This window comes from Bradyrhizobium sp. GW821-FHT13H05 (assembly GCF_058804065.1).
Genome location: NZ_JBXAPO010000007.1, coordinates 87,182 through 114,181, shown reverse-complemented (window position 1 = coordinate 114,181; position 27,000 = coordinate 87,182). Strand labels below are relative to the sequence as shown.

Genomic DNA, 27,000 nt, shown 5'->3' with positions numbered 1-27,000 from the left:
GGATTCCGACATGATCGCGCAGATGCGCGACATCGTCGCCGCCGAGCTCGCGCCGACCATGACGCCGGACCAGCCGGGCGGCCTCGCCGCCGCGCTCTATGCCGGCCGCCATGTCGAGTTCTTCAACTATGGCTTTGCCGACGACACCACCCGACGTCCGATCACATCGGACACGCTGTTCAACCTCGGTTCCCTGCGCAAGCCGTTCGAGGCGACGCTGGTCGCGCTCGGCACGCTCCGCGGCGAGCTGCGGCTCGACGATCCCCTGCCGAAATATCTTCCCGAGCTCACCGGCGACACCATCCGCCACGTTACCATCGGCGAGCTGGTCACGCACACCTCGGGACTGCTGCTGCCAACCGACCATCCGCCCTGGCCAAACGAGCAGTTCTCGCGCGCGCAGTTCATCGAGATGCTCAACGCCTGGAGACCGCGGGCTGGCGAGGCACCCGGCAAGCAACGCATCTACAGCCATGCCGGCTACGTGCTGCTTCAGCTTGTGCTCGAGCGCTGCTACGGCACGCCGATCGCACCCCTGTTCGAGCAGCGCATCTTCAAGCCACTCGGCATGACCGCGACGTCGTTGCCCGAACGCGGCGAGGACAACCGCGCCGTCATGGACGCGGCCTGGATGCAGCGCGTGGTCCAGGGCTATTCGGACCAGGGCACCGCGATCGGTCCGCCCGGCAACCAGCAGAGCTATTTCGACTTCCCCGGCACCGGCCAGATGTTCTCCTCAGCGCGGGATCTTTCGACCTTCATTGCGGCCTGCGTCGACGGCCGCGCGGTCGATCCGCATCTGCGCGAGGCGCTGCGGATGACGCAGCATGAGGCCTTCCGGGTCGACGAGAAATTCGGACAAGGCATGGCCTGGGAGACGGTGCATCTGCCCGACGCCACCGTCGTCGACAAGCCGGGCGGCCTCAACAATGCGTCCGGCTATATCGGCCTCGTGCCGGCGCGGCGGATCGGCATCGTGCTGCTGGCCAACCGCGGCGAATATCCGCACGAGATCGCCCGCTACAAGATCCTGCCCGCGCTGGCACATCTGATCGCGGCGCACGGCGGCTGAGCTTGAAAACAGAAAGCCCCGGCCAGGCCAGGGCTTTCCACGCCAGATCAGGAACGGGATGAAGCTCAGTATACCCTTAGTACCTTGCGACGACGGGTCCGCCGAACTTGTAGTTCACGCCGACGCGCACGATGTTCGACTTGATGTCGACCGAGTGGGTATAGACGCTGCTCGGGAAAGCGCCGAGGCCCGCAGTCGTGAGGTTCGTGCTGGTCGTGCTGGCGCGGCCGAGATCGACATAGAGATATTCGGCCTTCAGCGACCAGCCGCCGCCGAAGGCATATTCGGTGCCGACGCCCGCGGTCCAGCCGACACGGGTGTCGCGGATCGCCGCAGATTCCGTTGCAGCCGCGAACGTATCGGTGAAGTTGAAATTGCCCTTCACCTCCGCAATGGCCGCGCCGCCCGTGGCGTAGAGCAGCCAGGTTGGAGCTGCGAGGAAGCCGATGCGGCCGCGGATGGTGGCGAGCCAGTCGGCCGAAACCGAAGACGACACAGTGAAGGCGGTCGGGGCGCAGCAGGGATAGACCGCCGAGCCGGTCGCGCCGCCCTTGAAGCCGAAATAGTTGATGTCGCCTTCGAGGCCGAGCACCGCGTGGTTGACCTGCCAGTTGTAACCGGCGGTGAAGCCTCCCGTCACGCTGGAGCTGTTGACGCTCTGGGCGCCGACGGCACCGATGGCAGGGACGCTGCTGGCGGCAAAATAGCCGGTCGGAGAAAACACGGTCGAGGTGGTCGGATCGGCGCTGCCCCACTGCCCGCCGACATTGCCGCCGACATAGAAGCCGGTCCAGTTGTAGGCCGACGCCATCACGGGCGCCTTGGTGTAATGCGCGGCGAGATCGGCCGCCTGCACGGATGCGGTGCCGAGCACAAGCGATGCGACCGCCAGCAAAATCTTCTTCATTCCAGTCTCCTTGCCCCACGCGATAAAACTCGCGTTTCGAATGCGCGCGGGCGGAAGGCATCCGGCGCAGATCGGGCATAGGCCGCCGGCCCCATGCCGTCTTGGGCTGCGGCGAAGTTCATAGGGACTGTGACGTAGTGTGGGCCCCGTGTCGTGCGAACGGATGACGAGTGTGGCCCGGCCGCCACAAATCATCCTTCATCGGCGACGCACCACGCGCGCCCGTGTCGCATCACGACAAGGACGCGCGAAGCGCGATTCGAAGGCGCCGGCCTCAGACCGAGCGCGTCAGTCCGCCATCCACGCGGATGTTCTGGCCGGTGATGTAGGCCGCGCCGTCGGACGCCAGGAACGAGACCGTCGCCGCAATCTCCTCGACCTTGCCGTAGCGCTTCATCGGCACGCTATCGCGGCGTGCCTCAGTCTGCGGCAGGCTGTCGATCCAGCCCGGCAGCACGTTGTTCATGCGGATGTTGTCGGCGGCATGGGTGTCGGTGAAGATTTTCGTGAAGGCGGCAAGGCCCGCGCGGAACACCGCCGAGGTCGGAAACATCGCGCTCGGCTCGAACGCCCAGGCGGTCGAGATGTTGATGATGGCGCCGGCCTTCTGCGCCTGCATCACCGGCATCACGAGCCGGGTCGGACGGATCACGTTGAGGAGATATGTGTCGAGGCCGGCGTGCCACTGCTCGTCGGTAATCTCGGTGATCGCCGCGCGCGGCCCATGGCCCGCGCTGTTGACGAGCACGTCGATGCGTCCCCACTTCGCAAGCGCGCCGTCGACGAGACGCTTCAGATCGTCATTCGACTTGTTGGAGCCGGTGACGCCGAGACCACCGAGCTCGGCCGCCAGCGCCTCGCCCTTGCCGGACGACGACAGGATCGCGACGCGAAAGCCGTCGGCCGCGAGCCGCCGCGCAGCCCCCGCCCCCATGCCGCTGCCGCCGGCGGTGACGAGTGCGACCTTCTCTGCTGCCATCCCTGCTGACATGACCGATCATCCCTGTGTTGAGGCGAGCCGCAGGCCCGGCCTATCATGAGGCCTTCTACCGCCGGACCTGCCGGCAGGTCCACCGTCGAAGGCATCCGTCATGAGTGACTTGCAGATCCGCAATTTGCGCCCCGAGGAGATCTCCCTCGCCGTCGACTGGGCCGCGGCCGAGGGCTGGAATCCGGGCCTGTCGGACGCCGCCTGCTTTGCGATCCCCGATGCGCAAGGCTTTTTCGTCGGCGAGATCGACGGCGAGCCGGTCACGACCGTCTCCTGCGTCAATTACGACGACCGCTTCGCCTTCCTCGGCTTCTACATCGTGCGCGAAAGTTTTCGCGGCTCCGGTCATGGCCTGCGCATCTGGAGCGCGGCGATCGCGCATGCGCGTCCCCGTGTCATCGGTCTCGACGGGGTCGTCGCGCAGCAGGACAATTACAAGACATCCGGCTTCCAGCTGGCCTACGCCAATATCCGCTATGGCGGCAGCCTCACCGCGCCGCCAGCGCCCGCCGATGTCGTCGCGCTCGACAAGGTTCCGTTCGCGCTTGTTGACGTCGACGATGCCACGGTCTTCCCCGCGCCACGCGGCGCCTTCCTGCGTGCCTGGATCAAGACATCAGGACATGTCGGCCGTGCGCTCATGCGCGATGGGAAGCTGGCCGCATGGGGCGTGATCCGGCCGTGCCGGAGCGGCCACAAGATCGGCCCGCTCGTCGCCGATGATCGCGCCGCTGCGGAGACGGTCGTGCAGGCCCTGCTGGCCAGCGCAGGTGGCGGCGAGATCTTCCTCGATGTCCCCGCGGTCAATCGCGCGGCGATGGCGCTCGCGGAGGCGCTCGGCCTCAAGCCAGTGTTCGAAACGGCGCGAATGTACACGGGGCCGATCACGCCGCTGCGGATCGACCGCGTCTTCGGGGTGACCAGCTTTGAGCTCGGCTAGTAGCAGCGCATGATGTTGACGGTGTGCTCGCCGCCGCCGCGGCCGGGCACCGTCACCTGCTCCGTCGGGCAGCTCGGCACATAGGGCCGGTCCGACGGCACCACGTTCGGCGGGAAGCGATGCGTCCAGTCCCAGGGAACGTCATAGGTGTAGGTATAGCGCACGTCATTGGTAACTGGCTGTCCGATATCGACAAAGGACTGGTTGTCGTTTCCCCCGCCGTAATAGAACCCGCCGCCGCCCGGCCAGTAGACCCAGGGCGTGTTGCGGCCGCGGAACCGGGCGCCCGGCGCAATCGGCGGACGCGCCATCGAACCGGAAGGCGCAGCAGTGGCCACGACACCATGCGGCGCGGCGCCGCCGGGCCTGGCAAAACTGTCACTGGAGCTAAGGAGCAGCGCGGCTGCGCTGAGCGAGGCGAACAGCGCCCCATATGATCTGGACATCATGATACGCACCAACTCGTTTGGCTTCGGCGGCTCCCCACCGCACGCTAGGCCGGGCTGTCGCCCAGCCGCAAACGTATAATTAATTGTTGGTTAAGGCACGGGATTAACAGGGAACAAGGTGCGGCAGAACGCCCGGAGGTCCCGGTCTGTTTCAGGCACTTCGTTCCTGATAACGCGGGCCTCATCACCTGTTGATCGGAGTTGATCGGGTCAGCCGAATACGTCCGGAACGCTCCCCCATCGCGGCCGTTGGCCCCGACAAGAAACAAGGAGCATCCCGCATGCAGAACAATTCAAAACTCCTCGGCCTGATCGCGGCAGCGCTCGTCGCCGGCACCGCCGCCGCATCCGCGCAAACCGTCGATCGGTCCGGCAACCCGGTCGGATGGCAGCGGAACAGTCCCGGCTATGAAACCGCCCAGCCGCGCGCGATGTATTATCCCGGCACGGCGGGACCGTATGGTGCGATGAACGGCACCAACCATCCGACGCCGAGCTCGAGCCAGGGCGATGTCGGCCCCGACGGCAACAACAACGGCACGCTGACCGGCCGGTACCGCAGCTGGTAAGCTCGCTTTCAACAAGGCCCGTCGTCCTTTCAGGGACGGCGGGCCTTTGTGCATCGGTGCTGAGTGTCAGCGGCCCTGCTGCTTGCGCAGCCAGTCGAGCATGTCCTGCGCATTTCCGGTGCCCTGCGACACGATGGCGGTGTTGCCGCCGCTGCGCCGGTACACCGTGGTGCGCGCGGGCTCTTTCTCGATCCTGACTTCGGCCTGCGCCGGATCGCCGCTCTGGGTGATCGACGCCGTCCCGTTCTCGTCCTGGACCACCGTGGTGTGGCCATCGTCGGCTCCGGCAGGCGCCATCACAACCATGCTCATGAATCCTATTCCGGATGCGAGCAGAAGCAATCTCATGTCACACCTCCATCATCGGCCGAACTGGAAAATCGCCAGCCAGTTGAAACGTCCGAACTGCCTCACCGCTCCCGAGTTCATGTCGCCGATCTGAAGCAGGAGCGCATTGGTGGAATTGCCGATCTGGGTGATGTCGGCGGTGTTGCTCACGCCCGACTGACCGATCGCCGCGTTGGTGGTGCCGCCCACCTGGATCACATTGGCATAGTTGCGCGTACCGTTCTGGATGATCGTCGCATCCACCGTTCCGGTGCCGCCGATCTGGATCACCCGCGCGATATTGACGCGACTGTTTTCTTCGATCGTGACAGGCTGAACGTTGTTGCCGAACTGCACGATCGTCTCGATGCTGACGGCCCGGTTCGTGGTCCCGCGCTGGACCGATCCGGCCGACGCCTGCGTCGCCATGCCGATGGCGACAAGCAATGCCGCAACCGCCAGAACCCGCCTCAAGACCTCTCTGCCACACCGCATCGCGCTTCCCCTCTGGGTCCCGACACCGATGAGTTCACGCACGCCTTACGGAGCGGTCTGGACGATCGTCGAACTGTTGACCGTGCTGAACTGCGCCACCGTTCCGGTATTCATGGCACCGAGCTGCGACACCAGACTGGTCGCCGACTGGCCGGTCTGGCCGACGAAGGCGACATTGTTCATCCCGGCCTGCCCGATCGATGCCGAATTCGTTCCGCCGAATTGCAGGACGCCGGTGGCATTGTTGGTGCCGTTCTGCGTCACCGTTGCGCTGGTGCTGCCGCCGATCATGAACACGCCCGCCATGTTGAGCTGACTGTTCTGGTTCAGCACGACCGGCGGTCCGCCGACCGACACGATGGTCTTGATGTCGGCGGTCTGGGCGCCGGCCGATCCGGCGCCGGCGGAGCACAAAGCGAGCATTGCGGCACCCGCGCTTCTCAAGAGAGGTTTCATGACGTGCCTCACCACTTCAGGATGGCTCACGGGGTCTGCTGGAGAATCGTCGAGCCGTTCAGGATTCCGAGCTGCCCGACGCCGGCCGTGTTGTTGGCGCCGATCTGGCCGATCAGGCTCGAATTGGAGCCGCCGATTTGGCCGGTCAGCGCCGTGTTGGACGCCGTCGCGGTGGTGCCGCCCTGCCCGGTCACCGCGGTGTTGACGGTGAGGAGCGAGCCGGTCTGCAAGGTGGTGGCCGTATTGGTCGCGCCGAACTGCATCGTCGTGGCGCTGTTGCTGGTTGAGCCCGTCTGCGAGATGAAGGAGCTGTTGGTCGCCCCGAACTGCAGCACGCTGGCCGAGTTGCCGGCCTGCGCATCGACGGCGCTTAACGCGCTGAGCGCAATGGCCGTCGCAACGAGATAGGTGATCCGCATGTGATGTCCTCCGCGAGAATGGGCCGGACGCGCCGCGCTGTGGCGCGTCCGGCCGACGAGGTGGTTCAGTGCGCCGTCTGCGAGACGGTGCTCGTGTTGATGCCGAGGCCGCTGAGCTGGCCGACGGCGGCGGAGTTGTTCTGGAGCGCGGGCGGCCCGAACGAGTTCTGGGTGATCCCGCTGTTGTTGTTGCCGAAGGCCACCTGGCCCGTGGTCGCCGAGTTCTGCACGCCGGCCTGGTTCACGGTGCTGGCGTTGTTGAGCGACGGCGAGCTGGTGCCCTGCATGGTGGACGCACCATTCAGGATGCCGATCTGGGTCGTCGACGAAGAGTCATTGGTGAGGCCCTGCTGCGAAACGCTCGAACCGTTCACGACGCCGACCTGCACGGTCGTCGAAGTATTGGCGGCGTGGGCAGCGGAAGACAGGGCGAACACGGCAACGGAAGCAAAAAACAATTTGCGCATGGAGTATCCCTTTCTAGCCAAGTTGTCTGACGGGTTTCGGATGGCGGTCTCTAATGCGGCCGACATCGTGGGATGACTCTGAACCGATGGTGCTCGGTGCGATAGACTGCAGTTCATGCTAGTTGGTACGGACTAGACGCCGCGCGGCACGTGGCCACGCGCAGCGCTAGATTTGCGGCTGTCCCGCACCGGCGCGCGCCGCTGCCGCGTCGCGCTCCATGCCGTCGACCAGCCGCACCACTTCGATCGGCGAACGCAGCTCCAGCTTTCGCATCATCCTGGCGCGATGGACCTTCACCGTCACTTCGCTCACGCCAAGCCGTGCCGCGATCTGCTTGGCAACAAGCCCCTCGGCCATCAGCAGCATGATCTCGCGCTCCCGCGTCGTCAGCGTCTCGACGCGCTGCCTTGCATCGCGCACCGCGTCTTCGCGTTCCATGCGCCTGCGGTCGCGCTCGATGCCGTGCCTGATCGCGTCGAGGATCTCCTGCTCGCGAAACGGTTTTGGCAGAAACTCGACCGCGCCGCGCTTCATCGCCTCGACCGAGACACGGACGTCGGAATGGCCGCTGATGAAGACGATCGGAATGGCCACGCCCGTTTCGGCGAGCCGGCGCTGCAGCTCGAGACCGGTCGGTGAGGTCCCGGGAAAGCGAACGTCGAGCACGAGGCACGAAGGTCCGCCGGACAAACTCTCCGCGAGGAACTCGTCGGTCGAGGCAAATAACTTCACCTGGTGCCCGGTCTCCTCGCAAAGACTTCCAATCGCAGTTCGAATCTGGACTTCGTCGTCAACGACATAAACTGTGGCTTGAGCCGAACTCATGGCAACGGACTCCCCGGCTTGGGGCTCGATGAGCAAGCAACGAACCATCCATTCTTCTTGCAAGCGATAACAAGGTGCTTGATTGAATGTCGCGGGGATCGAACGAATAGAATCGATCCACCGGCTCGACGTCTTAGGACCATCACTCCGTGAAGACGAGTGAAGGCGTTCACATATCGGGCTTCGTGATGACAGGGATTCGATCCCGCCGCCGGCGGCATCGCGGCGAGATGCGGCATCGGGACTGCGGCAATCCGGCATCCTGGCCGCGGTATCGCCGATTGCGTCATGGCGTCGCCACCCATGTGCCGACTTGAACGCCGATCGTCGGCCGCACTGGCCGGATCATACGGGACGTTCAGTCAACCTATCGAGTTCGATACCGCGCGCGTTATATCGATACGCCCCGTATGCATTCCCAGCAAATCACGAAAAGTCGCAGCCGCGTCCTTTACTTCTGGATCATTCAGCGCGCCCGACCGTCGCCCTCGCAGCCACGACATATTGACGATCGATATCGCTTCGGACGATTTGCAACCATAGCGCGATATTAGGACGTGCCGCCAACGAAGCCATTTCAAGCAGGCGGGTTTTTGATATGCGATTTGTGCCAATTGTGGCCTTGCTCGGAACTGCATGCGGCCTCGCCGCGGTCTATGCCGCGGGGCCGGCCGTCATCGCCGGCGCCGCCGGCAGCGCGGCAGACACGGCGGCTCGCGCCTATGACTCGACGAAGCGGCTGCTCGTGCCCGGCGGGCGCCAAGCCCCGACCTTCGGATCGGATGCGCCATTGTTCCGCTATGCCGCAATCCAGCGCGGCAGCATCGAGCAGACCATCACCGTCACCGGCGCGCTCCAGCCGGTCAAGACGATCGAGGTCGGTTCCCAGCTGTCCGGACAGCTCGCCCGGGTCTATGTCGACTTCAACGACACCGTCGCCAAGGACCAGCCGCTCGCTTTGATCGATCCGCGCAGCTTCGCGGCCAAGGTCGACGAAGCCAGGGCCTCCATGGCCGTCGCCAATTCGCTGGTCGACATCGCGCGCGCCAAGCTCGATCGCGCCCGGATCGACCTGCAGAACGCCAAAGGCAGCCGCGACGTGCTCGCCGCCAAGCTCGAGAGCGCGCAGGCGGTCAAGGCTTCGGCGCAGAAGACCTTGCAGCGCAAGCTGGCGCTTCAGTCGCAAAACGTCGTGGCATCGACGACGGTCGACGACGCGCAGACGGAATACACCGCGCGCCTCTCCCAGGAGCGCGAGGCCGAGGTCCTGATGTCCCTCAACACCTATTCCGTCGACGGCGCGCAGGCCGATGTCCGCCGGATCGAAGCCGAACTGCAGCAGGCCCGCATGGCGGTGCCGGAGAAAGCCGCCGTCCTCGCCGCGGCCCAGGCCGATCTCGACCGCACCGTGATCCGCTCGCCGATCGACGGCGTCGTCGTCGGCCGGTTCGTCAACGAGGGCCAGACCCTCGCGGTCGGCCTAGAGTCGCGCACCACCTTCGTGGTCGCCCACCGCCTGGAGGACATGGAGATCCACGCCCAGGTCGACGAAGCCGATATCGGGCGCATTGCCTCCGGCCAGCACGCCTATTTCACCGTGGATGCCTATCCCGACCGCCGCTTCGAGGCCGTGATACGGCAGGTGCGCAAGGCGCCGCAGAACCAGCAGCACGTCGTCACCTACACCGTCGTCTTGGCCACCTCCAACCTCGACGGTGCGTTGCTGCCCGGCATGACGGCCCTGGTGAAGATCGTGATCGAGCGGCAGGACGACGTGCTGAAAGTGCCGCTCGCCGCGCTGCGGTTCCAGCCATCCGGCACGCGGCCGGACGCAACTCCCGCGAACAGCGGCGTTTGGGTACGCACGGCCAGCGGCGCGCTCCAGCGCATTGCGGTGACGGTCGGGGCGGCCGGCACCGAACAGGTCGCCCTCAAGAGCGGAGACCTCGCCGAGGGCAGCCAGGTCGCCGTCGGCCAGGCGATCCGGCCGGCGGGCATGGAATTCTTCGGAATCAGGTTCGGATCATGAGCGCCCCTCTGCCCCTCATCAGTCTCCGGTCCGTCTCCAGGACCTATCGCACCGACGGGGTCGCGGTCACAGCGGTGCGCAACGTCAGCTTCGACATCGCGCAAGGCGAGATCGTCGCCGTGATGGGACCGTCGGGCTCCGGCAAATCGACGCTGATGAACATGATCGGGCTGCTCGACCTGCCGAGCGAGGGCGCCGTGCATCTCGAGGGCGCCAATGTCGCCGAGCTCTCGGAAGATCGCCGGTCGTCCTTGCGTGCCCGCAGCATCGGCTTCGTGTTCCAATCCTACAATCTGCTCGCGCGCCACAATGCGATCGAGAACGTCGCGCTGCCGCTGGTCTATTGCGGCGTCGGCCGCAAGGCGCGCCTGGCGCGTGCCGAAGCGAGCCTCCAGGCCGTCGGCATGCTGCACCGGGCCCATCACTTTCCGCGGCAGCTCTCGGGCGGCGAACAACAGCGCGTCGCGATCGCGCGTGCGCTGATCGCCTCCCCGCTGATCGTGCTCGCCGACGAGCCGACCGGCGCGCTCGACAGCCGCACCGGCGCCGAGATCCTGGCGTTGTTCGCCGCGCTCAACCGGACCGGCCAGACCATCGTGATGATCACGCATGATCCCGGCATCGCGACGCAGTGCCGGCGCACGATCCGCCTGCACGACGGCGAGCTCGTCAGCGACGAGACAATGGCCGGGCTGCTGCCGAAACGGAGCGCTGTGTCATGACGATGTTCCAGGGTTTTCAGATCGCCCTGCACGCTTTGCGCCTCAATCCGCTGCGCAGCTTCCTCACCATGCTCGGCATCGTGATCGGCGTCGCCTCCATCGTGACGGTGTTTGCGATCGGATCAGGCGCGCAGCTACGCCTGCAGGAACAGATCCGCTCGATCGGCGCCAACGTGCTGATGATCACGCCGGGCGCGGTCTATCAGGGCGGCGTGCGCCTCAAGGACGGCAGCAAGCTGACGATGACCGAGAGCGACGTGCAGGCCATCCTCGAGCAGATACCGGAGATCCAGGCAGCCGCCGGCTCGATCGCCGGAACGGCGCAAATCATCCACGAGAGCAAGAACTGGAACACGACCATCAACGGCACGACGACCGGCCACTTCATGGTGCGCGACTGGCAGCTCGCGATCGGGCGCTATTTCACTGGCACCGAAGAGGCCAGCGCCGGCAAGGTCGTGATCCTCGGCAGCACCGTGGCGCACGAGCTGTTCGCCCCCGGCGACGATCCGATCGGCGCGCAGATCAGGATCATGAAGGTGCCGCTCGAAGTGGTCGGCGTGCTCGATCGCAAGGGCCCGGCGCAAGATGACGTCGCGTTCGTGCCGCTCAGCACGGCCAAGCTGCGCTTCCTCGGCAGCGCCAGCAACATCAACCGGGATTCGGTCGCCTACATCATCGCCAAGGTGGCCGCCGACGGCCAGATGGAGGGTGCCCGATCGGAGATCGAAAGCCTGCTGCGGCAGCGCCACCGTGTCCCCGCCGGCCAGGAGGACGATTTCAAGGTCCAGGATCCGGCCGCGGCGATGGAAGCGCAGCAGGGCGCAATCCGCACCGTGGCGCTGCTGCTCGTCGCGATCGCCTCGGTTTCGCTGCTCGTCGGCGGCATCAGCATCATGAATGTGATGATCGTGTCGGTCACCGAGCGCACGCGGGAGATCGGCATCCGCCGCGCGCTTGGTGGACGGATGCGGGATATTCGTCTGCAGTTTCTCTGCGAGGCGCTCGTGCTCTGCCTGCTCGGCGGCGCCATCGGCGTTGCCGGCGGCATCACGCTTTCGATGACGGTCGCCCGCATGGCCGGATGGATCACCTCGATCGACGGCGAGGCGATCGGCCTTGCCCTCGTCTTCTCGATCGCGACCGGCCTGATCTTCGGGTTCTATCCCGCCCACAAGGCATCCCGGCTCAGCCCGATCGAGGCGCTCAAGACGGAGTGAGAAGATGCAGGCGGCGGCCACGTCAACCGGAAGACCAGGGAGGAGCCAGTCATGAGCCCGGATCCGAAGGATTCGATTACACCGACACCGCGCGAGCGTGAGCTGATGATGCTGATCGCGCGCGGCATGCAGAACAAGAACATCGCCTATGAGCTCAAGATCTCGGAGAATACGGTGCGGGCGCATATCGGCAACATCATGCGCAAATACCGCCTCCAGAACCGGACCCAGATCGCGATCATCTATGCGCTCAGATCAGCCCCGCTTTCACTACGGCGCGATCTGACCAGGAGCGGAGCGAGCCCGGCGGCGGTCAAGCCGGCCCAGGCCCTCGCGCAGAATCCGCGGGTGCCGACCGCGCCGGAATAGCGGGGCCGGCCACAAGCCCTTGTGCAGCCCGCCGGGCAAAACACCCAAGCCCCGGGTCAAGCGATAGCGCCAAAATAATTCTCTTTATTAGAATTCGGATTTTTGTTAGATATTGCTCACTCCGGCCCAAGGAAGAGGGGCGTATCGCGATCGTCACGAACGCGGGCCGGGCGGCGGTGGACGCAGATGGCGTCGGCGCGAATGGCTTCGCAGGGCGGGCAACCGTGAGCGAAGGTGTCGCGCACACGACCGGTGCCATCAGCGTACGGCAAAATCGTGTGGTCCTGACGCCCGGGGTCTGTGCGTCAAGTCTTGCGGTGATGTGGCGGCCCGACCGGGCCCGCGCATCAGTCATCCGCAAGGTGACGGGGGCAATAGTGCAACGCTCCCCGGGGAGAGCACGACATAAGCCGTAAAACCACTGCGCAGGGAAGGCCGGGATGCTCCGGTTGCCCTGTTACCCGCTGTGCATGAAGCATGCGCAATCTGCTCATGGCATGGCGGTCAATGGGAGCCAGCCGGCTCCCGGCCTTCCCTGCGCCCTCTTTCATTCGAGGGTGATACGATGAAGCAAAGCTCGGGCGAACAAGCCGCGAGGATGCGAAGGTGTGTCTGCAATGAAGATGCGAGCCGAAAGAGCGATGCCTTCACCACGTCATTGCGAGCGCAGCGAAGCAATCCAGAGTCTTTCCGCGGTGGGATTCTGGATTGCTTCGCTGCGCTCGCAATGACGACGTCGATACAGATGCGCGACAAACTCGGGTCTCGTGCCCCGGACGCTGCGCAGCACCAAGAGCGCGTTTACGCGCGTCTTCGACGCGCTGTGGTGATGCGCTGCAGAGCCGGGGCCCATGTTGCAGCGCGCCGTGACCTGCTGGGTCCCGGCTCTGCGGAGCGTCACTGCGTGCCGCACCGCGTCCGGGACACGAGAGAGACGCCCGACCTCCCCTTCAGCATCCGCACAGTGGCGAATCCGTGGACGGCGGTCACCTCCCCGTCACTTCTGCATGCCGATCGGGTCTTGTAACAAAACCGTCACACAGCAAAACTAAACGATGGCGGGGGCCGCGGGTTGCGGCCATGCCGCCTCACGCTAGGAGACCTTGATGCGCCGTTCACTGGTGTTGCTGTCCGCCGGACTGACAGTGTTGTCCACCGGACTTGCTTCCGCCCAGAACAATACCCCTCGCAACCTGATCCTGTTCATTCCGGACGGGCTGCGGGCGCTGAAGGTCACCCCTGAAACCGCGCCGGCGATGGCCGAGGTCCGCGACAAGGGCGTCAATTTCAAGAACTCGCACTCGCTGTTCCCGACCTTCACCATGGCCAACGGCTCGGCGATGTCGACCGGCCATTATCTCGGCGACACCGGCGTGTTCTCCAACACGATCTGGACCAACTACACTTCGGTCCCGGCCGGCGACACCGTGGTCCCCTTCATCGAGAACGACGCCGTGCTCGGCGACATCGACGAGCACTTCAAGGGCGACTATCTCAACGAAGAGACCATTCTGAAGATGGCCCGCGACAAGGGGCTCAGCACCGCGGCAATCGGCAAGGTCGGCCCGACCTACCAGTTCGACCACACCGACAAGCCCGAAAAACCCGGCCTGCATTCGGTCGTGTTCGACGACTCCACCGGCGCCAAGAACGGCGTGGCGCTGTCGGACGAGGTGAAGGCGGCGCTGACCAAGGCCGGCCTGCCCCTTGCCACCCCGCCACGCGGCGACAACTCCAAGGCGGGCGATGCCAAGACGCCCGGCACCATTGTCGCCAACGTCGCGCAGCAGGCCTATTTCGCCGATGTCGCCGCCAAGGTCGTGCTGCCGATGTTCAAGGCGCGCAACAAGCCGTTCGTGCTGGTGTTCTGGTCGCGTGACCCCGACGGCAGCCAGCACAACACCGGCGACAGCCTCAACCAGATCCTGCCCGGCATCAACGGGCCGACCTCGATGGCCGGCATCAAGAACGCCGACAACAACCTCGCCCAGCTCCGCAAGGCGCTCGACGAGCTCGGCCTCACCGCCACCACCAACATCATGGTTCAGGCCGATCACGGCTTCTCGACCATCTCCAAGGAGAGCAAGACCAGCCCCTCGGCCAAGCTGAGCTATGACGACACGCCGAAGGACTTCCTGCCGATGGGCTTTTTGGCGATCGACCTTGCGAAAGCGCTCGACCTGCCGCTGTTCGACCCCAACGACAAGAACGCGAAGGTCGAAGGCAACAAGCATCCCAAGGCCGGCAACGGCGTGCTCGGCAAGGATCCGGAAAAGCCCGATCTCGTCGTCGCCACCAATGGCGGCTCGGACCTGATCTACCTGCCCAACAAGGACAAGACGCTCGCCGCGAAAACGATCAAGGCGCTGCTCGAGCAGGACTACGTCTCCGGCCTGTTCGTCGAGGACTCGCTCGGCCGCTTCCCCGGCACGCTGCCGCTGTCGAGCATCAATCTGCGCGGCAAGTCGGCGACGCCGACCCCGGCGATCGTCGTCAACTTCCGCTCCTATGCCAGCGATTGCGGCGAGGCGCCGACCAACTGCTCGGTGCAGGTCGCCGACACCGTGCTGCGCCAGGGTCAGGGCATGCATGGCAGCTTCAGCCGCGGCGACACCATGAACTTCATGGCCGCCATCGGTCCGGACTTCAAAGCCGGCTATGTCAGCGAGATTCCGGTCAGCAATGCCGACGTCGGCATGACGGCCGCCCAGCTCATGGGCCTGCGCAGCTCGGGCAACGGCGGCCTCGTCGGCCGGGTGATGTCGGAGGCCCTGCCCAACGGCATCGTGCCGAAGGCGTACAAGACCGTGGAGCGGTCGAAGAAGAAGTCCGAGAACGGTCTGGAGACCGTGCTCAACGTGCAGCGCGTCGGCAGCCAGCGCTATTTCGACGCCGCCGGCTTCCCCGGCCGCACGCTGGGCCTGGAGCCGGACGCCGGCAAACAAAAAACGGCGGGGAAATAACCCCGCCGCTTCGCTCGCGCCCCGCAAGGGGCGCGACAATCTCTAATTCTTACATGCCCAGATCTTTTACATGCCGATGTCGAACACGTTCGGCAATTGGCCCGCCAGAGGCAAAGCGGTGGCGCCCAGGAAGGTCGCCACCATCGCCATCAGGCGGCGGTTGTTCTGGCGCTTTCCGCGCATCTGGCCGGCGATCCACTCCAGCATCTCGCTGTTGACCTTGGAGGCATAGGACGGCGCCCAGCTCTCGATCTCGGATTCCGCCGACAGCGCGACGCTGCGCGGCGGCACCTTCAGGCCCGAGGCGCTCGCGGCGTAATGGGCCACGGCCTTGGCGAGCAGGTCGTCGAACCGGCCACCATCGGTGCGCTCGGTCGCCGCTTCGTTGATCTCGAACAGGGCTTCGGCTTCCGCGCGGCTGACCGGCTGGTCGTTGACGGCGGTGGCGGTCAGGATGCGGGTGCACCAGGCGGTGTCATCGGCATCGAGCGAGCGGGAAAAGTGGACCCGGCCCTTGGTGGTCGGGCCTTCGCCCGTGATCACGCCGTCGCGCACGATGGTCAGTGCATGGGCCGAGGTATCGCGGCAGGACGGTTCGAGGGACGGCGACTCAACAGGCTTATGGGCAGCGGCAGACATAGTTCACTTCCAGATTTCTTCTGATCGACCAGCATTTTCATGCGGACGTAAAGGGGTGGTTAATGATTCGATACGGGGATCGCGACTTTTCTCAATGGTTGCCAATTGGTCGCTATCTGGACCGTTTCGGTTCCATCAAACGTCGAGCGAGCGTGATGCGGGTCATACAAGGCTTTATCGGGGCAATCGAGACCGTGTGGCCCCGGTCGAGATGTTTCGCCGCAGGCGCCGCTGTAACAGAAAAGTGCTAGGAAATCGGCTCTTCAGAGAAGGAATTCACATTTTACTTGAAGCGGTTCAGTCAACGTTCACTTGGCCTCGCTGAGCCCCTATATTGACGGCGACGGCTAGAGTTCAATTCCCAAGCAAATTCAATGCGATGAGGTAGAACCATGACACTTCCGATCGGCACCACCGCCCCCGACTTCGAAGCCGAGACCACCGAAGGGAAGATCAAGTTCCACGACTGGATCGGCAACAGTTGGGCGCTCTTGTTTTCGCACCCGAAGGACTTCACGCCGGTTTGTACGACCGAGCTCGGCGCGCTCGCCCGGCTGAAGCCGGAATTCGACAAGCGCGGCGTCAAGCTGCTCGGCCTCTCGGTCGATCCGATCGACCGCCACGCCAAATGGGCGGAAGACATCAAGGAGACGCAGGGCGCAGCTCCGAACTATCCCTTGATCGGCGACACCGATTTCAACGTCTCAAAACTCTACGAGATGCTGCCGGCCTCGACCTCGGGCGACCCCCTCACCCGCACGCCGGCCGACAACCAGACCGTCCGCAACGTCTTCATCATCGGGCCGGACAAGAAGATCAAGCTGGTGCTGGTCTATCCGATGACCACCGGCCGGAATTTTCAGGAAATCCTGCGCGTGATCGACTCGCTCCAGCTCACCGCCAAGCACCGCGTCGCCACCCCGGCCGACTGGTCGCAGGGCGAGGACGTGATCATCGCGGGCTCGGTCTCCAACGACGAGGCCAAGACGATCTACCCGCAGGGCTGGAAAGAGCCGAAGCCCTACATCCGCATCGTGCCGCAGCCGAAGTGACTTTTGGCGGTCGCACGCGGCGACAGCCAAGCAATTATCCCGGGGAGGCGTATCCCCGGGATAATGGCCTGCAGATGAAACTCTGCCTCCGTGTCCCGTATATTGAGAACCCACTCAACGAGACACATCCTCGATAATGCCAAGCGCGCCGCCCATCATCGTCTGGTTCCGCGATGACCTTCGCCTGTCTGACCATCCCGCCCTCCACGCCGCCGCCAAAACCGGCGCGCCCGTGGTCTGCCTCTACGTGCTCGACGACGTGGCAGGGCGTCCGCCCGGCGGCGCAGCGCGCTGGTGGCTGGCCCAGTCGCTGCGGGCGCTCGGAGCCGACATCGCCGCGCGCGGCGGATCGCTGATCCTGCGCAAGGGACCGGCGGCCAGGGTGATCCCCGACGTGGCGCGCGAGAGCGGCGCCCGCGCCGTCTACTGGAACGGGATCGCGCAGGCCCCGCATCAGGCCGTCGAGAGACAGCTCGAAGCTGCGCTGGCAAAGCTCGGCGTCGACTCGCAAAGCTTCCCCGGCGACCTGCTGGTCCCGCCTTCGGCGATCCGCAACAAGGAAGGCCGGGGCCTGCGCGTGTTCACGCCGTTCTGGCGGCGGGTGCTGGCGCTCGGCGATCCGCCAAAGCCCCTGCCCGCACCAAAGGAGCTGCACCCGGGTCCGAAGATCACGAGCGACACCCTGGAGAGCTGGGCGCTCGAGCCAAGCAAGCCCGATTGGGCCGGCGGCCTGCGCGAGAGCTGGACGCCGGGCGAAGCCTCCGCCCGCGCGCGCCTGCGCGACTTCCTCAAGACCGTCGCACGCAGCTATGTCGGTGATCGCGACCGCCCAGACCGCGAGGGCACATCACACCTGTCGCCGCATTTGCGGTTCGGCGAGCTCAGCCCGCGCCAGGTCTTCCACGCCGCGCGGTTCGCCGCGGCCGAGGATCCCGCGATCGGACCCGGCATCGAAAAATTTCTGAGCGAGCTCGGCTGGCGCGAATTCTGCCGCCACCTGCTCCACGATCACCCGGGTCTTGCCACCGAAAACCTGCAATCCAATTTCGACGGCTTCCCCTGGAAGGGCGACAAGAAGGCGCTCGCCGCCTGGCAGCGCGGGGCGACAGGCTACCCCATCGTCGATGCCGGCCTGCGCGAACTCTGGCACACCGGCGTGATGCACAACCGGGTGCGGATGGTGGTGGCGTCCTTCCTGGTCAAGCACCTCCTGATCGACTGGCGCGACGGCGAGGCCTGGTTCTGGGACGCGCTGGTCGATGCCGATGCCGGCAGCAACCCCGCCAACTGGCAATGGGTCGCAGGCTGCGGCGCCGATGCTGCGCCCTATTTCCGCGTGTTCAATCCGATTCTCCAGGGCGAGAAGTTCGACCCTGACGGAACCTATGTCCGGCGCTGGGTGCCGGAGCTGAAAGAGTTGCCGGCCAAGCTAATCCACCAGCCCTGGCAGGCGACGCCGATCGAGCTTGCGAGCGCCGGCATCACGCTCGGCAAGACCTATCCGCAGCCGATCGTCGATCACGCCAAAGGACGCGAGCGCGCGCTGGCCGCCTACGCAAAGATCCGCAAAGGTTGAGCGCTGCTTTGACACAATTATGAAACCCGCTATCGTCATCACTCCATACAAACCGTGGGGGACGATATGGACGACGAGAAGCCGATCACCGAGCAGGTGGTGGAGACGATGACCACCGCCGTGGAAGCGACCAAGGACGCCGCAGTCACCGCCGTCAAGAAGGTGAAGAAAGCCGCCAAGAAGGTCGCGAAGAAAGTGGCGCCGAAGAAGGCCGCCAAGAAGAAGGCCAAGAAGGCTTCCAAGAAAGCCTCCAAGAAATCTTCGAAGAAGGCTGCAAAGAAGCCGTCGAAGAAAGCGGCCAAGAAGAGCGCAAAGAAGGCCGTGAAGAAAACTGCGAAGAAAGCCACCAAGAAGAAAAAGGCAAAGAAGGCCAAGCGCTGATCGCACCGCCTCAAGCAAGTCTCCGGGTGCGCCCGGAGACTTCGCCAACGATACCCTATCCCCGCTTTTTGGCGGCGCGCCGGCCCGGGTGGTGCTCGCCCCTGGGATCGCGGAATTCGCTGCGATGGCCGCGCCGGTCCTCCTTGGCAAAACGCCGCCGCTTTTCAGGCGAGCCGAACTGCTTGACCACCCGCCTGCCGTTGACCTTCTTGATGACATAGCCGCCCTCGGTCATCGAGAACGGTTCCTTCAGCGTGCCCTTGTGGTCGAACTTGGTGCCGCGAGGATGCTCGAAGGGCTCGAACCAGGACGGGTAGACGAAATTCGACATCTCGAAGTCCCCGACGCGGAAGGAATCCTCCTCCACGGCGTCGCAGACCTCGTAGGCGTATTGGGTGTTCCTGTTCTTGTCGGCCCAGAGATTGGCCATGGGGTCGAGCACCATCTCGAACAGCTCGTGCGAAGCCGCGACGCTGACGGGCTCGTCGCCCAGCGCCTTCACGAAGATCTTCGAGATCGGCTGGCCGCGATGGGTCAGTTCGTGGCGCCCGAGCAGCCCTTCGTGCGAGGCATCGTCGAAATAGACCAGCTGCCAATCCGTCGGCCTCGGCTTCTTCGTCACATAGAGGTCGACCGGATAGCCCCACACCGGCAGGAAATGCTTGTCGTAGCATTCCTGGAGCGCCGCGGTGAGCTTGCTCATCACGCGTCCGCTGATCGTCTCCTCCGCATAATTGATGCAGGCAATCCGGACCGGCCTCAAGGATCTGCCGAGCAGTGCACGCCGCGCCTTCTTCATGGAAATCACCGTGTGAAAGGGAAGCTGAAATACGCTGAGCCTAACACGACCGTGCCGCGCACGTCAGGGATGTATTCCGACGCACCACCGTGTCCGCCTAGACCCGCCGGTTGACCACGAACACCGCGGCCGCGCACATCGTCATCCGGCAATCGCCAGTGCATCGAGCATCTCGTCGAACAGCAGATAAGCCATCAGCGACGTGACTGCTGGCACCAGGTAGAACAGGCTCGCGACCGAGGTCGCCGCGGCGTGGCGGATCAGCCAGTACAGCAGCCCGATCGATCCGATCGACAGCGCCACCGCGAGCCAGGCCAGCGCGAGCACGAACTCCCGCGTCCAGTGCACCACGCGGTCCTCGAACAGGGAGGCCCCGATCGCGAAGAAGATGGTGACGGCGACGTATTGCACGAGATTGCCGGCGCGCCAGTCGATGTGGTTGCAGTAGCGGCGCTGATAAAGCGTTTTCGAGCGAAGTGGATACCGGTTCGCGTGAAGAAAACGCGTCAAAACAAGAATCTAGAGCTTCGGTTCTGATTCAATCAGAACCGATAATGCTCAAGAGCGTGCCGAGCGTGATGGAGATCAGCAAGACCACCGAAGCGAGCCAGCCGAGCCCGGCATCGCCGGTCATGGGGCGGTTGTGCAGGATCAGCACCACGCCGCCGAGGCCGAGCACAAGCCCCGCCCATGGCACCGGCGTCACCTTCTCGCCGAGCCAGCGGTTGGCGATGGTCGAGGTCAGGATCGGCTGCAGGCCCGGAATCAGCGCGGAGAGCCCGGCCGGGATCGAATGCGCGATCGCGATTGCGGTGCCGCCCTCCTTGCGCCACGGGGGCCATGCGGCAATGCGAATTTCTCGCCAGGCGATGCTGCGCTGCGACGGACGGCCTCAGCTCAGCCGCTCACCATTCTTCCGGACAGGGGTCGATGATCTTCCAGAGGTCGACGCCGTTCTTGATCTTCTTCATGTCGGTGGTGAGTCCGCCATTGCGGCGGATCCAGTCCTTCACGGTGTCGGGATAGTAGGACATCAGGTCGGACGTCCCCTCCGCGCTGGTGACCTTGATGCCGAAGGTGAAGGCCTTGTCGTAATAGGCCTGGTGGAAACCGAGGCTGGCGCGCGGGGTCACGCAGATCTTGTTCATTGGCACCATGCCGAGCACGAGCGTGCAGGCCGAGTTGCAGATGCCGTCGATGATGACCCGCTCGCCCTTCTCGCGGATGCGCTTGTACTTGGCCTTGTACTCCTCGACATAGCCGCCGTGGTCGCGGGTAATGTGCAGCTCGGCGCGCGCCGGCGTCGCGGCGGCGAGGCAGAGCAACAGCAGGCTCAAAGGCGTGATGCGCATGGCAAAGGGACGGTGAAAACCTTGCAGGAACGGGCCGGCCTCAAAGCACCCCAAGCGGCCGACGGGAAGCTCTAACCGAATTCTTCTTGGTCATACTTGTGTGGGTAATTCGTTAAGCATCCCGAAAAGGCCAAAAATGGGCAAGCCTGGACGGCCCTGCCGGCAATTCTGTCACACCCACCCGGGAATCTGCGGGATTAGCCCCGTTTTCGGGGCGCCGGACGGGTGCCCTGCCGGCACGAAATGGCTATAGATGGCTGAGATATTCGCGGGTTCCGGAGAATCGAGATGAGCAAGTTGAAGCTTGTAGCCGCAGTTGCAGCCCTGTCGGCCGCAATCCTAGCCCCCACCCTTGCGGAGGCCCGGGGACATCACCGGTACCACCGCTACGTCAACCCGCTGCCCTACCAGATCAGCTATTTGCACAATTACGGCCCCGGCATGACCCCCGGCACCTTCGCCTTCTACGACGGCCCCTCGACCAACCATTGCTACCAGAGCGCAGCCGCCTATGTCGGCCAGGACCGCCGCCGGCATCCCTGCTACTGAGGCACGCCGGCGACCGCTGCGGGCGGGCCTATCTGGCGGCGCCCGACAGCAGCAATTGCTTCTCGATCTCGTAGACCGGCAGCTTGACAAGGTCCTTGCCGACCTCGCCCTGCAGCGCCTTGCGGACCACGTCCGAATAGTCGGCCCGGATCATCCCGAGTGCGCGCGGTGAGGCCACCATGGTCAAGGCGGAGGTCTCGCCCGCGCTGACCGCGGCATCGAGCCGGCCGGCGAGGCTCCGCAGGAAGGCGCGCTCGGCCTCATCATGCCAATCGGTCTGCTCAACCGAGCTGCGCGCACCGCCGGCTGCGCCATGCAATCGGCCCGGCGCGTCACTCCCTTGCGCGCTGGTCGCGGGATTGGGCTGCTCGTGCACCTCCCTGGTGTGGAGGTTCGGAAACATCCCGTCGCCGAGGTTCTCCAGAATGAGCGCCTTGCGCCCGTCACACACGACCAGCCAGTCGCCCTTGTCTATTCTCATCTTGTCCATTGCACAGCTCCAAGCAACCTGTGAGCCTGCTCTTCGAATTCCTCGAAAGGCTGGCCACGACGACAAGACTAGGGACGAAGCCGCGCCGGCGAATTGCGCAGGATCAAGGATGGCGGCGATGTCCTGCGGGGCAACCACAGCGCAGGCGCAGCATTGGTCACGCGCTTGAACCTGGGGTAGTCTGGCGGCGCTAAAGGTCAGGCCTGCGGCGGGCTGGCTGAAGATTTGTTCATCAGCATTACATTTCGGTCCCGCCACAATTTGATCAGAACAACTTCGATATCCTGTACTGCGTAAGCGGAGGAAGACATCATGAAGCTTAAGATTGGCCTCGTCGCCGTATCCCTGTTCGGTGCCATCATGGCATCGCCGGCGGCGTCCGCCATGCCCATCGCACCCGCGCCTGCAACACCGCAGGTCTCCAACGTCGAGCAGGTCCGTATGGTCTGCGACGCCTGGGGGCGCTGTTTCTGGCGTCCGAACTATTATGGATATTACGGGCCGCGGCCGTATTACGGGCCCCGATATTATGGGTATGGCCCCCGCTACTATGGGCCACGCTATCGCCGCTGGTGATTTTGAGGGGGCCCTCCGGGGCCCCTTCGCTTTTGCGAGATGACGGATTGCCCATGTACCCCCGTTCAGTCCGCCTGGAGCAATTCCAAAACTGATCTAGATCAAAGAGAAAATTCGCCACGCCGGCATTCTACGGTGATGGCCGATTTGATTGTTTTTCGATGCCCGCAGACGGGCATGAATGTGCAGACGCATCTGGAGAAGCAGCAGAGACCGGAGGGGCGTAGCTTCGAATCCTTTGCCTGTCCCGCCTGCACCCGCCTCCACTTCATCGACCTCGCGTCCGGTCAGCCGATGAGCCGAGACCGTTGACGGTGACAATGATCTGACGGACCTCATGGCATGATGTCCGCAATACTACGGCCCGGAATCCGGTTTACGAACGCGTGCTGTTTCGTCATTGATGTCGATGTACTGACGTTCATTTGATTGTCACATTGCAGCAACCGGCCTAAGACATGTTCGACGCCCTCGCTCCGTCCTCCGCGCTTCAACTGGTCGGCTTTGCCGATGTCGATGCATTTCGGCCGATCGAGTCGATGGAGGATGCGAGAAGCATTCCGCTCGACATCTCGAACTTCGCGGCAGCCCGCGCCGTCGTTTCGCTGCCGGCGTGCCGCATCATCGTGATGCGGTCCTTCGCCCGCATCCTCGACACCGCCTATCGCATGCCGGGCGGGATGGTGATCGTGTCGATGACCGACGATCTTCGAGTCAATTCCAAGGGAATGGATCTCGACGCGCGCTTCTTCGTTGCGCTCCGCGGCAACGATGAATGCCATTTCGTCGAGCCCCAGACCAATCATCACGCGATGATCATCTTCTCGCCCACTCTGAAAGACCGGGGCTGGTTCGATTCCGCCGATGATCTGCGGGCCTATATTGCCAACCGCCCCGCCCTGCTCCACACACGGCAACTCCTGTTCGACATTCTGCGCACCGCATCGGTACAGCCGTTCCTGTTCGAAACCACCGAGGCCGCCGCCCATCTCCAGGAAGGCTTGCTGCTCGCACTCGACGATTTGTTTCGGCTCGATCTGCTCGCGGACCGAAGCAATTCGGTCCATGGCGAGCGATCGGCCAGGCTCGTGCAGCGAGTCGACGACTACGTCGCAGCCTATCCGACCTCTCCGATCTATACGGCCGATCTCGCCGACCAGTGCGGCGTCTCGGTCCGGACGCTCAGCGGCGCCGTCAGCAAAGTGCGCGGCATGAGCCTGCACCAGTACATCCGCCTGAAGCGGCTGTGGGCGACCCGCGCCCGGCTCCTCAGGGGAGGCGGCGCCACCGTGGCCACCTGCGCACGTGCCCAGGGATTCCACCATCTGGGCGAGTTCGCCGCAGCTTACCGCGCGACCTTCCACGAGGCGCCCTCGGACACGCTGGCACGCGGCCGGCAGACCGGTCTTCGGGCAGGCTGAGATTACGGGCCGCGGCGGCAGTCGCCCGGCCCAGACCCGCGACGGCCCGCCGTGGAACCAGTTCCTTCAAACCGCGTTTGATCCTCAAGCGCCCCGCGCATCCCACGCGCGGGGTTTTTCTCGCCGTCAACCAGTGGTTCAAGGAAAAGAATGTCTATCAGCCGCAACGTCCTGTTTTTGATCATCGGCGCTTTGATCGTCACGGCAAGCGTGCTCGGCTACAATCTTTATCAGGCGAAAAAGCAGCCCGACGGCGTGCAGATCAATGTCGGTCCCAATGGGCTGAAGATCCAAGGCAAATAAAGCAAGTCTCGCGGATTGCTCCGACAAGCCTCAAGACCTTGACCAGATGACTGGCGCGCTCGGAAGGATTCGAACCTCCGACCCTCGGAATCGAAATCCGATGCTCTATCCAGCTGAGCTACGAGCGCCCTGGCCCCGGGATTGGGCCACGACCGAAAAGCGCCGGACCGCTGCTGGCAAGCCAGTCTGCCGGTCGGCGTTCGGATGGGTTCGAATTAGCAGAGAGGCTGGCGAATAAAAAGCCCTTCCCGCCTCGATCGAGGCGAGTCACGGGAAGCTCTCACCAGGTCGTGTTGAACAGGCCGAAATGCGGCTGCTGCGCCACCAGCATCATGGGCCGGCCGGGCTGCGGCGCCGGATGCGCCCTCACAACCTTGCGCTTGGGCTGCGCCTGAGCCTGCGGCTTCGCCTCAGCCTTCCTGGCTGCGGCGGTATCGGCCTTCGGGTCCGGCGTGAACTGAGCGAACGTCTCGCGCACCCGCGCCTTGGCCGACATCTCGGCAAGCGACGGCGACGCAGCGTCATGCACAGGCGGCTGGGGCGCAACGGCGGCGGCGGTCTTCACCGCAGGCGGGACAAGCGTCGGCTGGGTGGTATCCAGCACGACCCGTTCGGGCAGTTGGCGATCGGACCGGATCCGGATCAGCGGCTGATCATTGCCCGCGGTCGCGACCGCCTTCACGACGGGCGACGCCGGCACGATGTAGTTCACCGCGAACAGCAGTGTGAGCAAGGCTCCACCGACAAAGACGAAATACCGAAAGATGGGCATTGGCCGCGCTCCGCCCCCCGCATCCCCGCGTGGGCTCTTCGCCTTAACAGGCGATACTCTAATTGGTTCCTGCGCCCAGCCTTTGGTTCAAATGGCAACGCCAAGAATTTGACCAAGGGGCAATGACGGTAACTTTTCCGCTACCCGAAAATGCCGGTCTTTACGCGCGCCGTGCAGCAACCAGCGAACATCTCGCCTGATCGGCATTGACGTTGATGAAGCCCACGGGGATACGCGCGAAGGTCTTGCGGCTCTTCATGCTGACCGTGTCAGCCAGAACGCGGCTACGGTCGGTGAGATGGCTGCCATCGCGTCGTGCGAAGGCGCAAACGATCTCGACATCCTTTACGGCATAGTCATTGTCGTTTCGCAGCGTGAACGTCACCAGCGCCTTTGAGCCAAGGCCGCCGCGACGCCAGGTCTGGGATGAAATCCTGAGACGGTCGAGCTCTGCCGTTACGCGCGCCTGGACTTCGGAAGCGCGCGCCGCATCGCCCGAAGGCACCGTCTCGACGGAGGCCAGCTCCGGATTCACCGGCTCGGTGCCGTTGCCCTTGGAGAGCGGCAGCAGCATCCAGGCGCCGCCTCCGACGATGATCGCGGCCAGCAGCCACAGCAGGCTTCGGCCAAACGAGACGCTCAAGACCGTCACGGCGCGCGCCAGGCGCTCACCGAACCCGACCCGCTCAAACCCTGCGCTCATGGCTGTATCACCGATGCTGGCCGAAACAGGTTCGACAACGGACTCGGCCACTGCTTACCTTAATCGCGCAGACGAACTAAGGTTCCCGCGCTTCGCGCGAGTCGGCCAGGACGGTGGCGATCACCGGCCGGGGCGGCTAACATGCGCCGCAACATCGAAAGACCCGTTGGGAGAACATGAAATGCCAATCGCCGTCACCTGGGATCACGTCCATCTGCGCAGCCCCGATCCGGAGGCCACGGCGGCCTGGCTGCGGGACATCCTCGGCGGCGAGATCGTGCACGCGCCGGGACGGATCGACGTGAACCTCGGCGGCGCAAAAATCTTCATCGCGCCGCTCGAGGGCGACAGCGCCGTCAATCCGCCGCCGCCGCATCCGCATCAGGGCCTCGACCATTTCGGACTCACGGTAAAGGACATCGACGCCGTAGCCGCCGAGATCAAGGCCAAGGGCGTGACGTTCACGCGCGAGCCGACGACGATCCGGCCCGGCGTGCGCATCTGCTTCATCCGCGGTCCCGAAGGCATCTCCATCGAGCTGCTCGAGCGCGACAAGAAATACACCTGACGCGACGCAAGTCGCATCGGACAGCAGCGAAGCCAGGCGGAATTCCGCCTGGCGCGCTTATGTCATGCTACCGGGCATGAAGCAGCGGATGGTGACGCCCATGTAGCCGTAGATCGGCCACACCATGGTGCGCCCCACCCGGTTCGGCTCCGAGATCACGGCCTCCTCGGGCACGTCGACCCAGACGAGCTCCTGCTGCTGGCCGTCGAGCACGTAACCCAGGCGCGGGACGCGGACACGATAGTGCCCGTCCTTGCTCTCCCAATCGGTGTCCGAAAGCGCCGAGCCGTCGGCATCGGAGCAGCACGGGCCCTTGCCGCTTCGCAGACCGTCGAACCAGGCCTTCAAATCGGCATTGGTGTTGACGAACTGGCCGCGGTCGCGGGCGTGCCCGAAGGGGGCCGCGAGCGCGATCAGGGCCGTGGCACAAGCCAGCCTCGTCACGCTTCGCCAGCGTATCGCGCTGCCAATCCGCCGTCGTTCGTTTTTGCAAATCGTGGGACGCACACTGTACAGACGCGGCTCACCGCCGCCGGAAACGATCCAGTTGCTCACGTTTGTCCTGCTCCAGCACCCCGCGGCCAGTGCAACAATGGTT

32 protein-coding genes, 1 tRNA gene and 2 pseudogenes are annotated in these 27,000 nt (G+C 64.5%); 16 read left to right on the top strand and 19 right to left on the bottom strand.

The window, feature by feature from the left end; translation table 11 throughout:
- The first annotated feature begins 10 nt into the window (after nucleotides 1–10).
- Nucleotides 11–1,072, top strand: a complete 1,062-nt coding sequence (locus tag AC1RR3_RS22245; RefSeq protein ID WP_492825250.1) for a serine hydrolase — start codon at nucleotides 11–13, stop codon at nucleotides 1,070–1,072.
- Between the two features lie 76 nt (nucleotides 1,073–1,148).
- On the opposite strand, the gene AC1RR3_RS22240 is transcribed toward AC1RR3_RS22245, so the two are convergent.
- Together AC1RR3_RS22240 and AC1RR3_RS22235 are read right to left on the bottom strand one after the other, a co-directional pair.
- Complete coding sequence (locus tag AC1RR3_RS22240) at nucleotides 1,149–1,979, bottom strand: outer membrane protein (protein ID WP_492825249.1); 831 nt, start codon at nucleotides 1,977–1,979, stop codon at nucleotides 1,149–1,151.
- Between the two features lie 274 nt (nucleotides 1,980–2,253).
- Nucleotides 2,254–2,958, bottom strand: a complete 705-nt coding sequence (locus AC1RR3_RS22235) for an SDR family oxidoreductase (protein ID WP_492825444.1) — start codon at nucleotides 2,956–2,958, stop codon at nucleotides 2,254–2,256.
- Nucleotides 2,959–3,070: 112 nt separating this feature from the next.
- On the opposite strand from AC1RR3_RS22235, the gene AC1RR3_RS22230 reads away from it, so the two are divergent.
- Nucleotides 3,071–3,910 carry a GNAT family N-acetyltransferase gene (locus AC1RR3_RS22230; RefSeq protein WP_492825248.1) on the top strand — a complete coding sequence of 280 codons (840 nt, stop codon included), beginning with the start codon at nucleotides 3,071–3,073 and terminating at the stop codon, nucleotides 3,908–3,910.
- On the opposite strand, the gene AC1RR3_RS22225 is transcribed toward AC1RR3_RS22230, so the two are convergent.
- On the bottom strand, nucleotides 3,907–4,359 hold the full coding sequence (locus AC1RR3_RS22225; RefSeq protein ID WP_492825247.1) for a hypothetical protein: 453 nt from the start codon (nucleotides 4,357–4,359) through the stop codon (nucleotides 3,907–3,909). The genes AC1RR3_RS22230 and AC1RR3_RS22225 overlap by 4 nt on opposite strands.
- Before the next feature lie 281 nt (nucleotides 4,360–4,640).
- Between AC1RR3_RS22225 and AC1RR3_RS22220 the strand changes: the two genes are divergently transcribed.
- Entirely contained in the window at nucleotides 4,641–4,928 is a 288-nt protein-coding gene (locus tag AC1RR3_RS22220; RefSeq protein ID WP_492825246.1) for a hypothetical protein, read from the top strand.
- A gap of 66 nt (nucleotides 4,929–4,994) precedes the next feature.
- Here the strand turns inward: AC1RR3_RS22220 and AC1RR3_RS22215 are convergent, their stop codons facing one another.
- The 6 genes from AC1RR3_RS22215 to AC1RR3_RS22190 all read right to left on the bottom strand — a co-directional run bounded on the left by AC1RR3_RS22215 (nucleotide 4,995) and on the right by AC1RR3_RS22190 (nucleotide 7,918).
- Nucleotides 4,995–5,276 carry a hypothetical protein gene (locus tag AC1RR3_RS22215; protein WP_492825245.1) on the bottom strand — a complete coding sequence of 94 codons (282 nt, stop codon included), beginning with the start codon at nucleotides 5,274–5,276 and terminating at the stop codon, nucleotides 4,995–4,997.
- A 12-nt stretch (nucleotides 5,277–5,288) separates the two neighbouring features.
- On the bottom strand, nucleotides 5,289–5,729 hold the full coding sequence (locus tag AC1RR3_RS22210) for a curlin (RefSeq protein ID WP_492825244.1): 441 nt from the start codon (nucleotides 5,727–5,729) through the stop codon (nucleotides 5,289–5,291).
- 66 nt (nucleotides 5,730–5,795) lie between these two features.
- A complete protein-coding gene (locus AC1RR3_RS22205) occupies nucleotides 5,796–6,206 on the bottom strand; it encodes a curlin (protein WP_492825243.1) in 411 nt (136 codons plus the stop codon).
- A gap of 26 nt (nucleotides 6,207–6,232) precedes the next feature.
- On the bottom strand, nucleotides 6,233–6,625 hold the full coding sequence (locus tag AC1RR3_RS22200) for a curlin (RefSeq protein WP_492825242.1): 393 nt from the start codon (nucleotides 6,623–6,625) through the stop codon (nucleotides 6,233–6,235).
- A gap of 65 nt (nucleotides 6,626–6,690) precedes the next feature.
- On the bottom strand, nucleotides 6,691–7,092 hold the full coding sequence (locus AC1RR3_RS22195) for a curlin subunit CsgB (protein ID WP_492825241.1): 402 nt from the start codon (nucleotides 7,090–7,092) through the stop codon (nucleotides 6,691–6,693).
- A 166-nt stretch (nucleotides 7,093–7,258) separates the two neighbouring features.
- Complete coding sequence (locus tag AC1RR3_RS22190) at nucleotides 7,259–7,918, bottom strand: response regulator transcription factor (RefSeq protein WP_492825240.1); 660 nt, start codon at nucleotides 7,916–7,918, stop codon at nucleotides 7,259–7,261.
- Nucleotides 7,919–8,516: 598 nt separating this feature from the next.
- On the opposite strand from AC1RR3_RS22190, the gene AC1RR3_RS22185 reads away from it, so the two are divergent.
- From AC1RR3_RS22185 to AC1RR3_RS22165, 5 genes are all read left to right on the top strand, one after another.
- On the top strand, nucleotides 8,517–9,947 hold the full coding sequence (locus AC1RR3_RS22185; RefSeq protein ID WP_492825239.1) for an efflux RND transporter periplasmic adaptor subunit: 1,431 nt from the start codon (nucleotides 8,517–8,519) through the stop codon (nucleotides 9,945–9,947).
- Nucleotides 9,944–10,669 (top strand): ABC transporter ATP-binding protein, encoded by a 726-nt coding sequence (locus AC1RR3_RS22180; RefSeq protein WP_492825238.1) that lies wholly within the window; start codon nucleotides 9,944–9,946, stop codon nucleotides 10,667–10,669. The genes AC1RR3_RS22185 and AC1RR3_RS22180 overlap by 4 nt, the downstream gene beginning before the upstream one ends.
- Nucleotides 10,666–11,889 (top strand): ABC transporter permease, encoded by a 1,224-nt coding sequence (locus AC1RR3_RS22175; RefSeq protein ID WP_492825237.1) that lies wholly within the window; start codon nucleotides 10,666–10,668, stop codon nucleotides 11,887–11,889. The genes AC1RR3_RS22180 and AC1RR3_RS22175 overlap by 4 nt, the downstream gene beginning before the upstream one ends.
- A gap of 51 nt (nucleotides 11,890–11,940) precedes the next feature.
- On the top strand, nucleotides 11,941–12,258 hold the full coding sequence (locus AC1RR3_RS22170) for a response regulator transcription factor (RefSeq protein WP_492825236.1): 318 nt from the start codon (nucleotides 11,941–11,943) through the stop codon (nucleotides 12,256–12,258).
- Nucleotides 12,259–13,364: 1,106 nt separating this feature from the next.
- Nucleotides 13,365–15,221 (top strand): alkaline phosphatase family protein, encoded by a 1,857-nt coding sequence (locus AC1RR3_RS22165; RefSeq protein ID WP_492825235.1) that lies wholly within the window; start codon nucleotides 13,365–13,367, stop codon nucleotides 15,219–15,221.
- A gap of 66 nt (nucleotides 15,222–15,287) precedes the next feature.
- Here AC1RR3_RS22165 and AC1RR3_RS22160 read toward each other — a convergent pair whose 3' ends face one another.
- Nucleotides 15,288–15,860 (bottom strand): hypothetical protein, encoded by a 573-nt coding sequence (locus AC1RR3_RS22160; protein ID WP_492825234.1) that lies wholly within the window; start codon nucleotides 15,858–15,860, stop codon nucleotides 15,288–15,290.
- Nucleotides 15,861–16,252: 392 nt separating this feature from the next.
- On the opposite strand from AC1RR3_RS22160, the gene AC1RR3_RS22155 reads away from it, so the two are divergent.
- The 3 genes from AC1RR3_RS22155 (at nucleotide 16,253) to AC1RR3_RS22145 (ending at nucleotide 18,869) form a co-directional block, all read left to right on the top strand.
- Nucleotides 16,253–16,912: a peroxiredoxin gene (locus tag AC1RR3_RS22155; protein ID WP_492825233.1), complete on the top strand. Its 660-nt coding sequence runs from the start codon at nucleotides 16,253–16,255 to the stop codon at nucleotides 16,910–16,912.
- A 136-nt stretch (nucleotides 16,913–17,048) separates the two neighbouring features.
- Complete coding sequence (locus AC1RR3_RS22150) at nucleotides 17,049–18,488, top strand: cryptochrome/photolyase family protein (protein WP_492825232.1); 1,440 nt, start codon at nucleotides 17,049–17,051, stop codon at nucleotides 18,486–18,488.
- 66 nt (nucleotides 18,489–18,554) lie between these two features.
- Nucleotides 18,555–18,869 carry a histone gene (locus AC1RR3_RS22145; RefSeq protein WP_492825231.1) on the top strand — a complete coding sequence of 105 codons (315 nt, stop codon included), beginning with the start codon at nucleotides 18,555–18,557 and terminating at the stop codon, nucleotides 18,867–18,869.
- Between the two features lie 55 nt (nucleotides 18,870–18,924).
- Here AC1RR3_RS22145 and AC1RR3_RS22140 read toward each other — a convergent pair whose 3' ends face one another.
- The 4 genes and pseudogenes from AC1RR3_RS22140 to AC1RR3_RS22125 all read right to left on the bottom strand — a co-directional run bounded on the left by AC1RR3_RS22140 (nucleotide 18,925) and on the right by AC1RR3_RS22125 (nucleotide 21,020).
- The gene (locus AC1RR3_RS22140) at nucleotides 18,925–19,668 is read right to left on the bottom strand and encodes a hypothetical protein (RefSeq protein WP_492825230.1); all 744 of its coding nucleotides are present in this window, start codon (nucleotides 19,666–19,668) and stop codon (nucleotides 18,925–18,927) included.
- A gap of 97 nt (nucleotides 19,669–19,765) precedes the next feature.
- Nucleotides 19,766–20,133: pseudogene (locus AC1RR3_RS22135) on the bottom strand (EamA family transporter); the annotation flags it as partial.
- Between the two features lie 103 nt (nucleotides 20,134–20,236).
- Nucleotides 20,237–20,488 (bottom strand): annotated as a pseudogene (locus AC1RR3_RS22130) (EamA family transporter); the annotation flags it as partial.
- Nucleotides 20,489–20,573: 85 nt separating this feature from the next.
- Nucleotides 20,574–21,020 carry a hypothetical protein gene (locus tag AC1RR3_RS22125; protein WP_492825229.1) on the bottom strand — a complete coding sequence of 149 codons (447 nt, stop codon included), beginning with the start codon at nucleotides 21,018–21,020 and terminating at the stop codon, nucleotides 20,574–20,576.
- A gap of 288 nt (nucleotides 21,021–21,308) precedes the next feature.
- Here AC1RR3_RS22125 and AC1RR3_RS22120 point away from each other — a divergent pair, with 288 nt between their 5' ends.
- Nucleotides 21,309–21,569: a hypothetical protein gene (locus tag AC1RR3_RS22120; RefSeq protein ID WP_492825228.1), complete on the top strand. Its 261-nt coding sequence runs from the start codon at nucleotides 21,309–21,311 to the stop codon at nucleotides 21,567–21,569.
- Nucleotides 21,570–21,597: 28 nt separating this feature from the next.
- Here AC1RR3_RS22120 and AC1RR3_RS22115 read toward each other — a convergent pair whose 3' ends face one another.
- Entirely contained in the window at nucleotides 21,598–22,059 is a 462-nt protein-coding gene (locus tag AC1RR3_RS22115; RefSeq protein WP_492825227.1) for a host attachment protein, read from the bottom strand.
- Nucleotides 22,060–22,371: 312 nt separating this feature from the next.
- Between AC1RR3_RS22115 and AC1RR3_RS22110 the strand changes: the two genes are divergently transcribed.
- From AC1RR3_RS22110 to AC1RR3_RS22100, 3 genes are all read left to right on the top strand, one after another.
- Nucleotides 22,372–22,635 (top strand): hypothetical protein, encoded by a 264-nt coding sequence (locus AC1RR3_RS22110; protein ID WP_492825226.1) that lies wholly within the window; start codon nucleotides 22,372–22,374, stop codon nucleotides 22,633–22,635.
- 458 nt (nucleotides 22,636–23,093) lie between these two features.
- On the top strand, nucleotides 23,094–24,056 hold the full coding sequence (locus tag AC1RR3_RS22105) for a helix-turn-helix domain-containing protein (protein WP_492825225.1): 963 nt from the start codon (nucleotides 23,094–23,096) through the stop codon (nucleotides 24,054–24,056).
- A 150-nt stretch (nucleotides 24,057–24,206) separates the two neighbouring features.
- The gene (locus AC1RR3_RS22100) at nucleotides 24,207–24,359 is read left to right on the top strand and encodes a hypothetical protein (RefSeq protein ID WP_492825224.1); all 153 of its coding nucleotides are present in this window, start codon (nucleotides 24,207–24,209) and stop codon (nucleotides 24,357–24,359) included.
- Between the two features lie 51 nt (nucleotides 24,360–24,410).
- Here AC1RR3_RS22100 and AC1RR3_RS22095 read toward each other — a convergent pair.
- From AC1RR3_RS22095 to AC1RR3_RS22085, 3 genes are all read right to left on the bottom strand, one after another.
- A tRNA-Arg gene (locus AC1RR3_RS22095) sits at nucleotides 24,411–24,487 on the bottom strand.
- A gap of 152 nt (nucleotides 24,488–24,639) precedes the next feature.
- Nucleotides 24,640–25,131: a hypothetical protein gene (locus AC1RR3_RS22090; protein WP_492825223.1), complete on the bottom strand. Its 492-nt coding sequence runs from the start codon at nucleotides 25,129–25,131 to the stop codon at nucleotides 24,640–24,642.
- A gap of 160 nt (nucleotides 25,132–25,291) precedes the next feature.
- Nucleotides 25,292–25,834, bottom strand: a complete 543-nt coding sequence (locus tag AC1RR3_RS22085) for a hypothetical protein (RefSeq protein ID WP_492825222.1) — start codon at nucleotides 25,832–25,834, stop codon at nucleotides 25,292–25,294.
- Nucleotides 25,835–26,015: 181 nt separating this feature from the next.
- Between AC1RR3_RS22085 and AC1RR3_RS22080 the strand changes: the two genes are divergently transcribed.
- Nucleotides 26,016–26,402 carry a VOC family protein gene (locus AC1RR3_RS22080; RefSeq protein WP_492825221.1) on the top strand — a complete coding sequence of 129 codons (387 nt, stop codon included), beginning with the start codon at nucleotides 26,016–26,018 and terminating at the stop codon, nucleotides 26,400–26,402.
- A 57-nt stretch (nucleotides 26,403–26,459) separates the two neighbouring features.
- Here the strand turns inward: AC1RR3_RS22080 and AC1RR3_RS22075 are convergent, their stop codons facing one another.
- Nucleotides 26,460–26,957 (bottom strand): hypothetical protein, encoded by a 498-nt coding sequence (locus AC1RR3_RS22075; protein ID WP_492825220.1) that lies wholly within the window; start codon nucleotides 26,955–26,957, stop codon nucleotides 26,460–26,462.
- Between the last annotated feature and the right edge of the window lie 43 nt (nucleotides 26,958–27,000).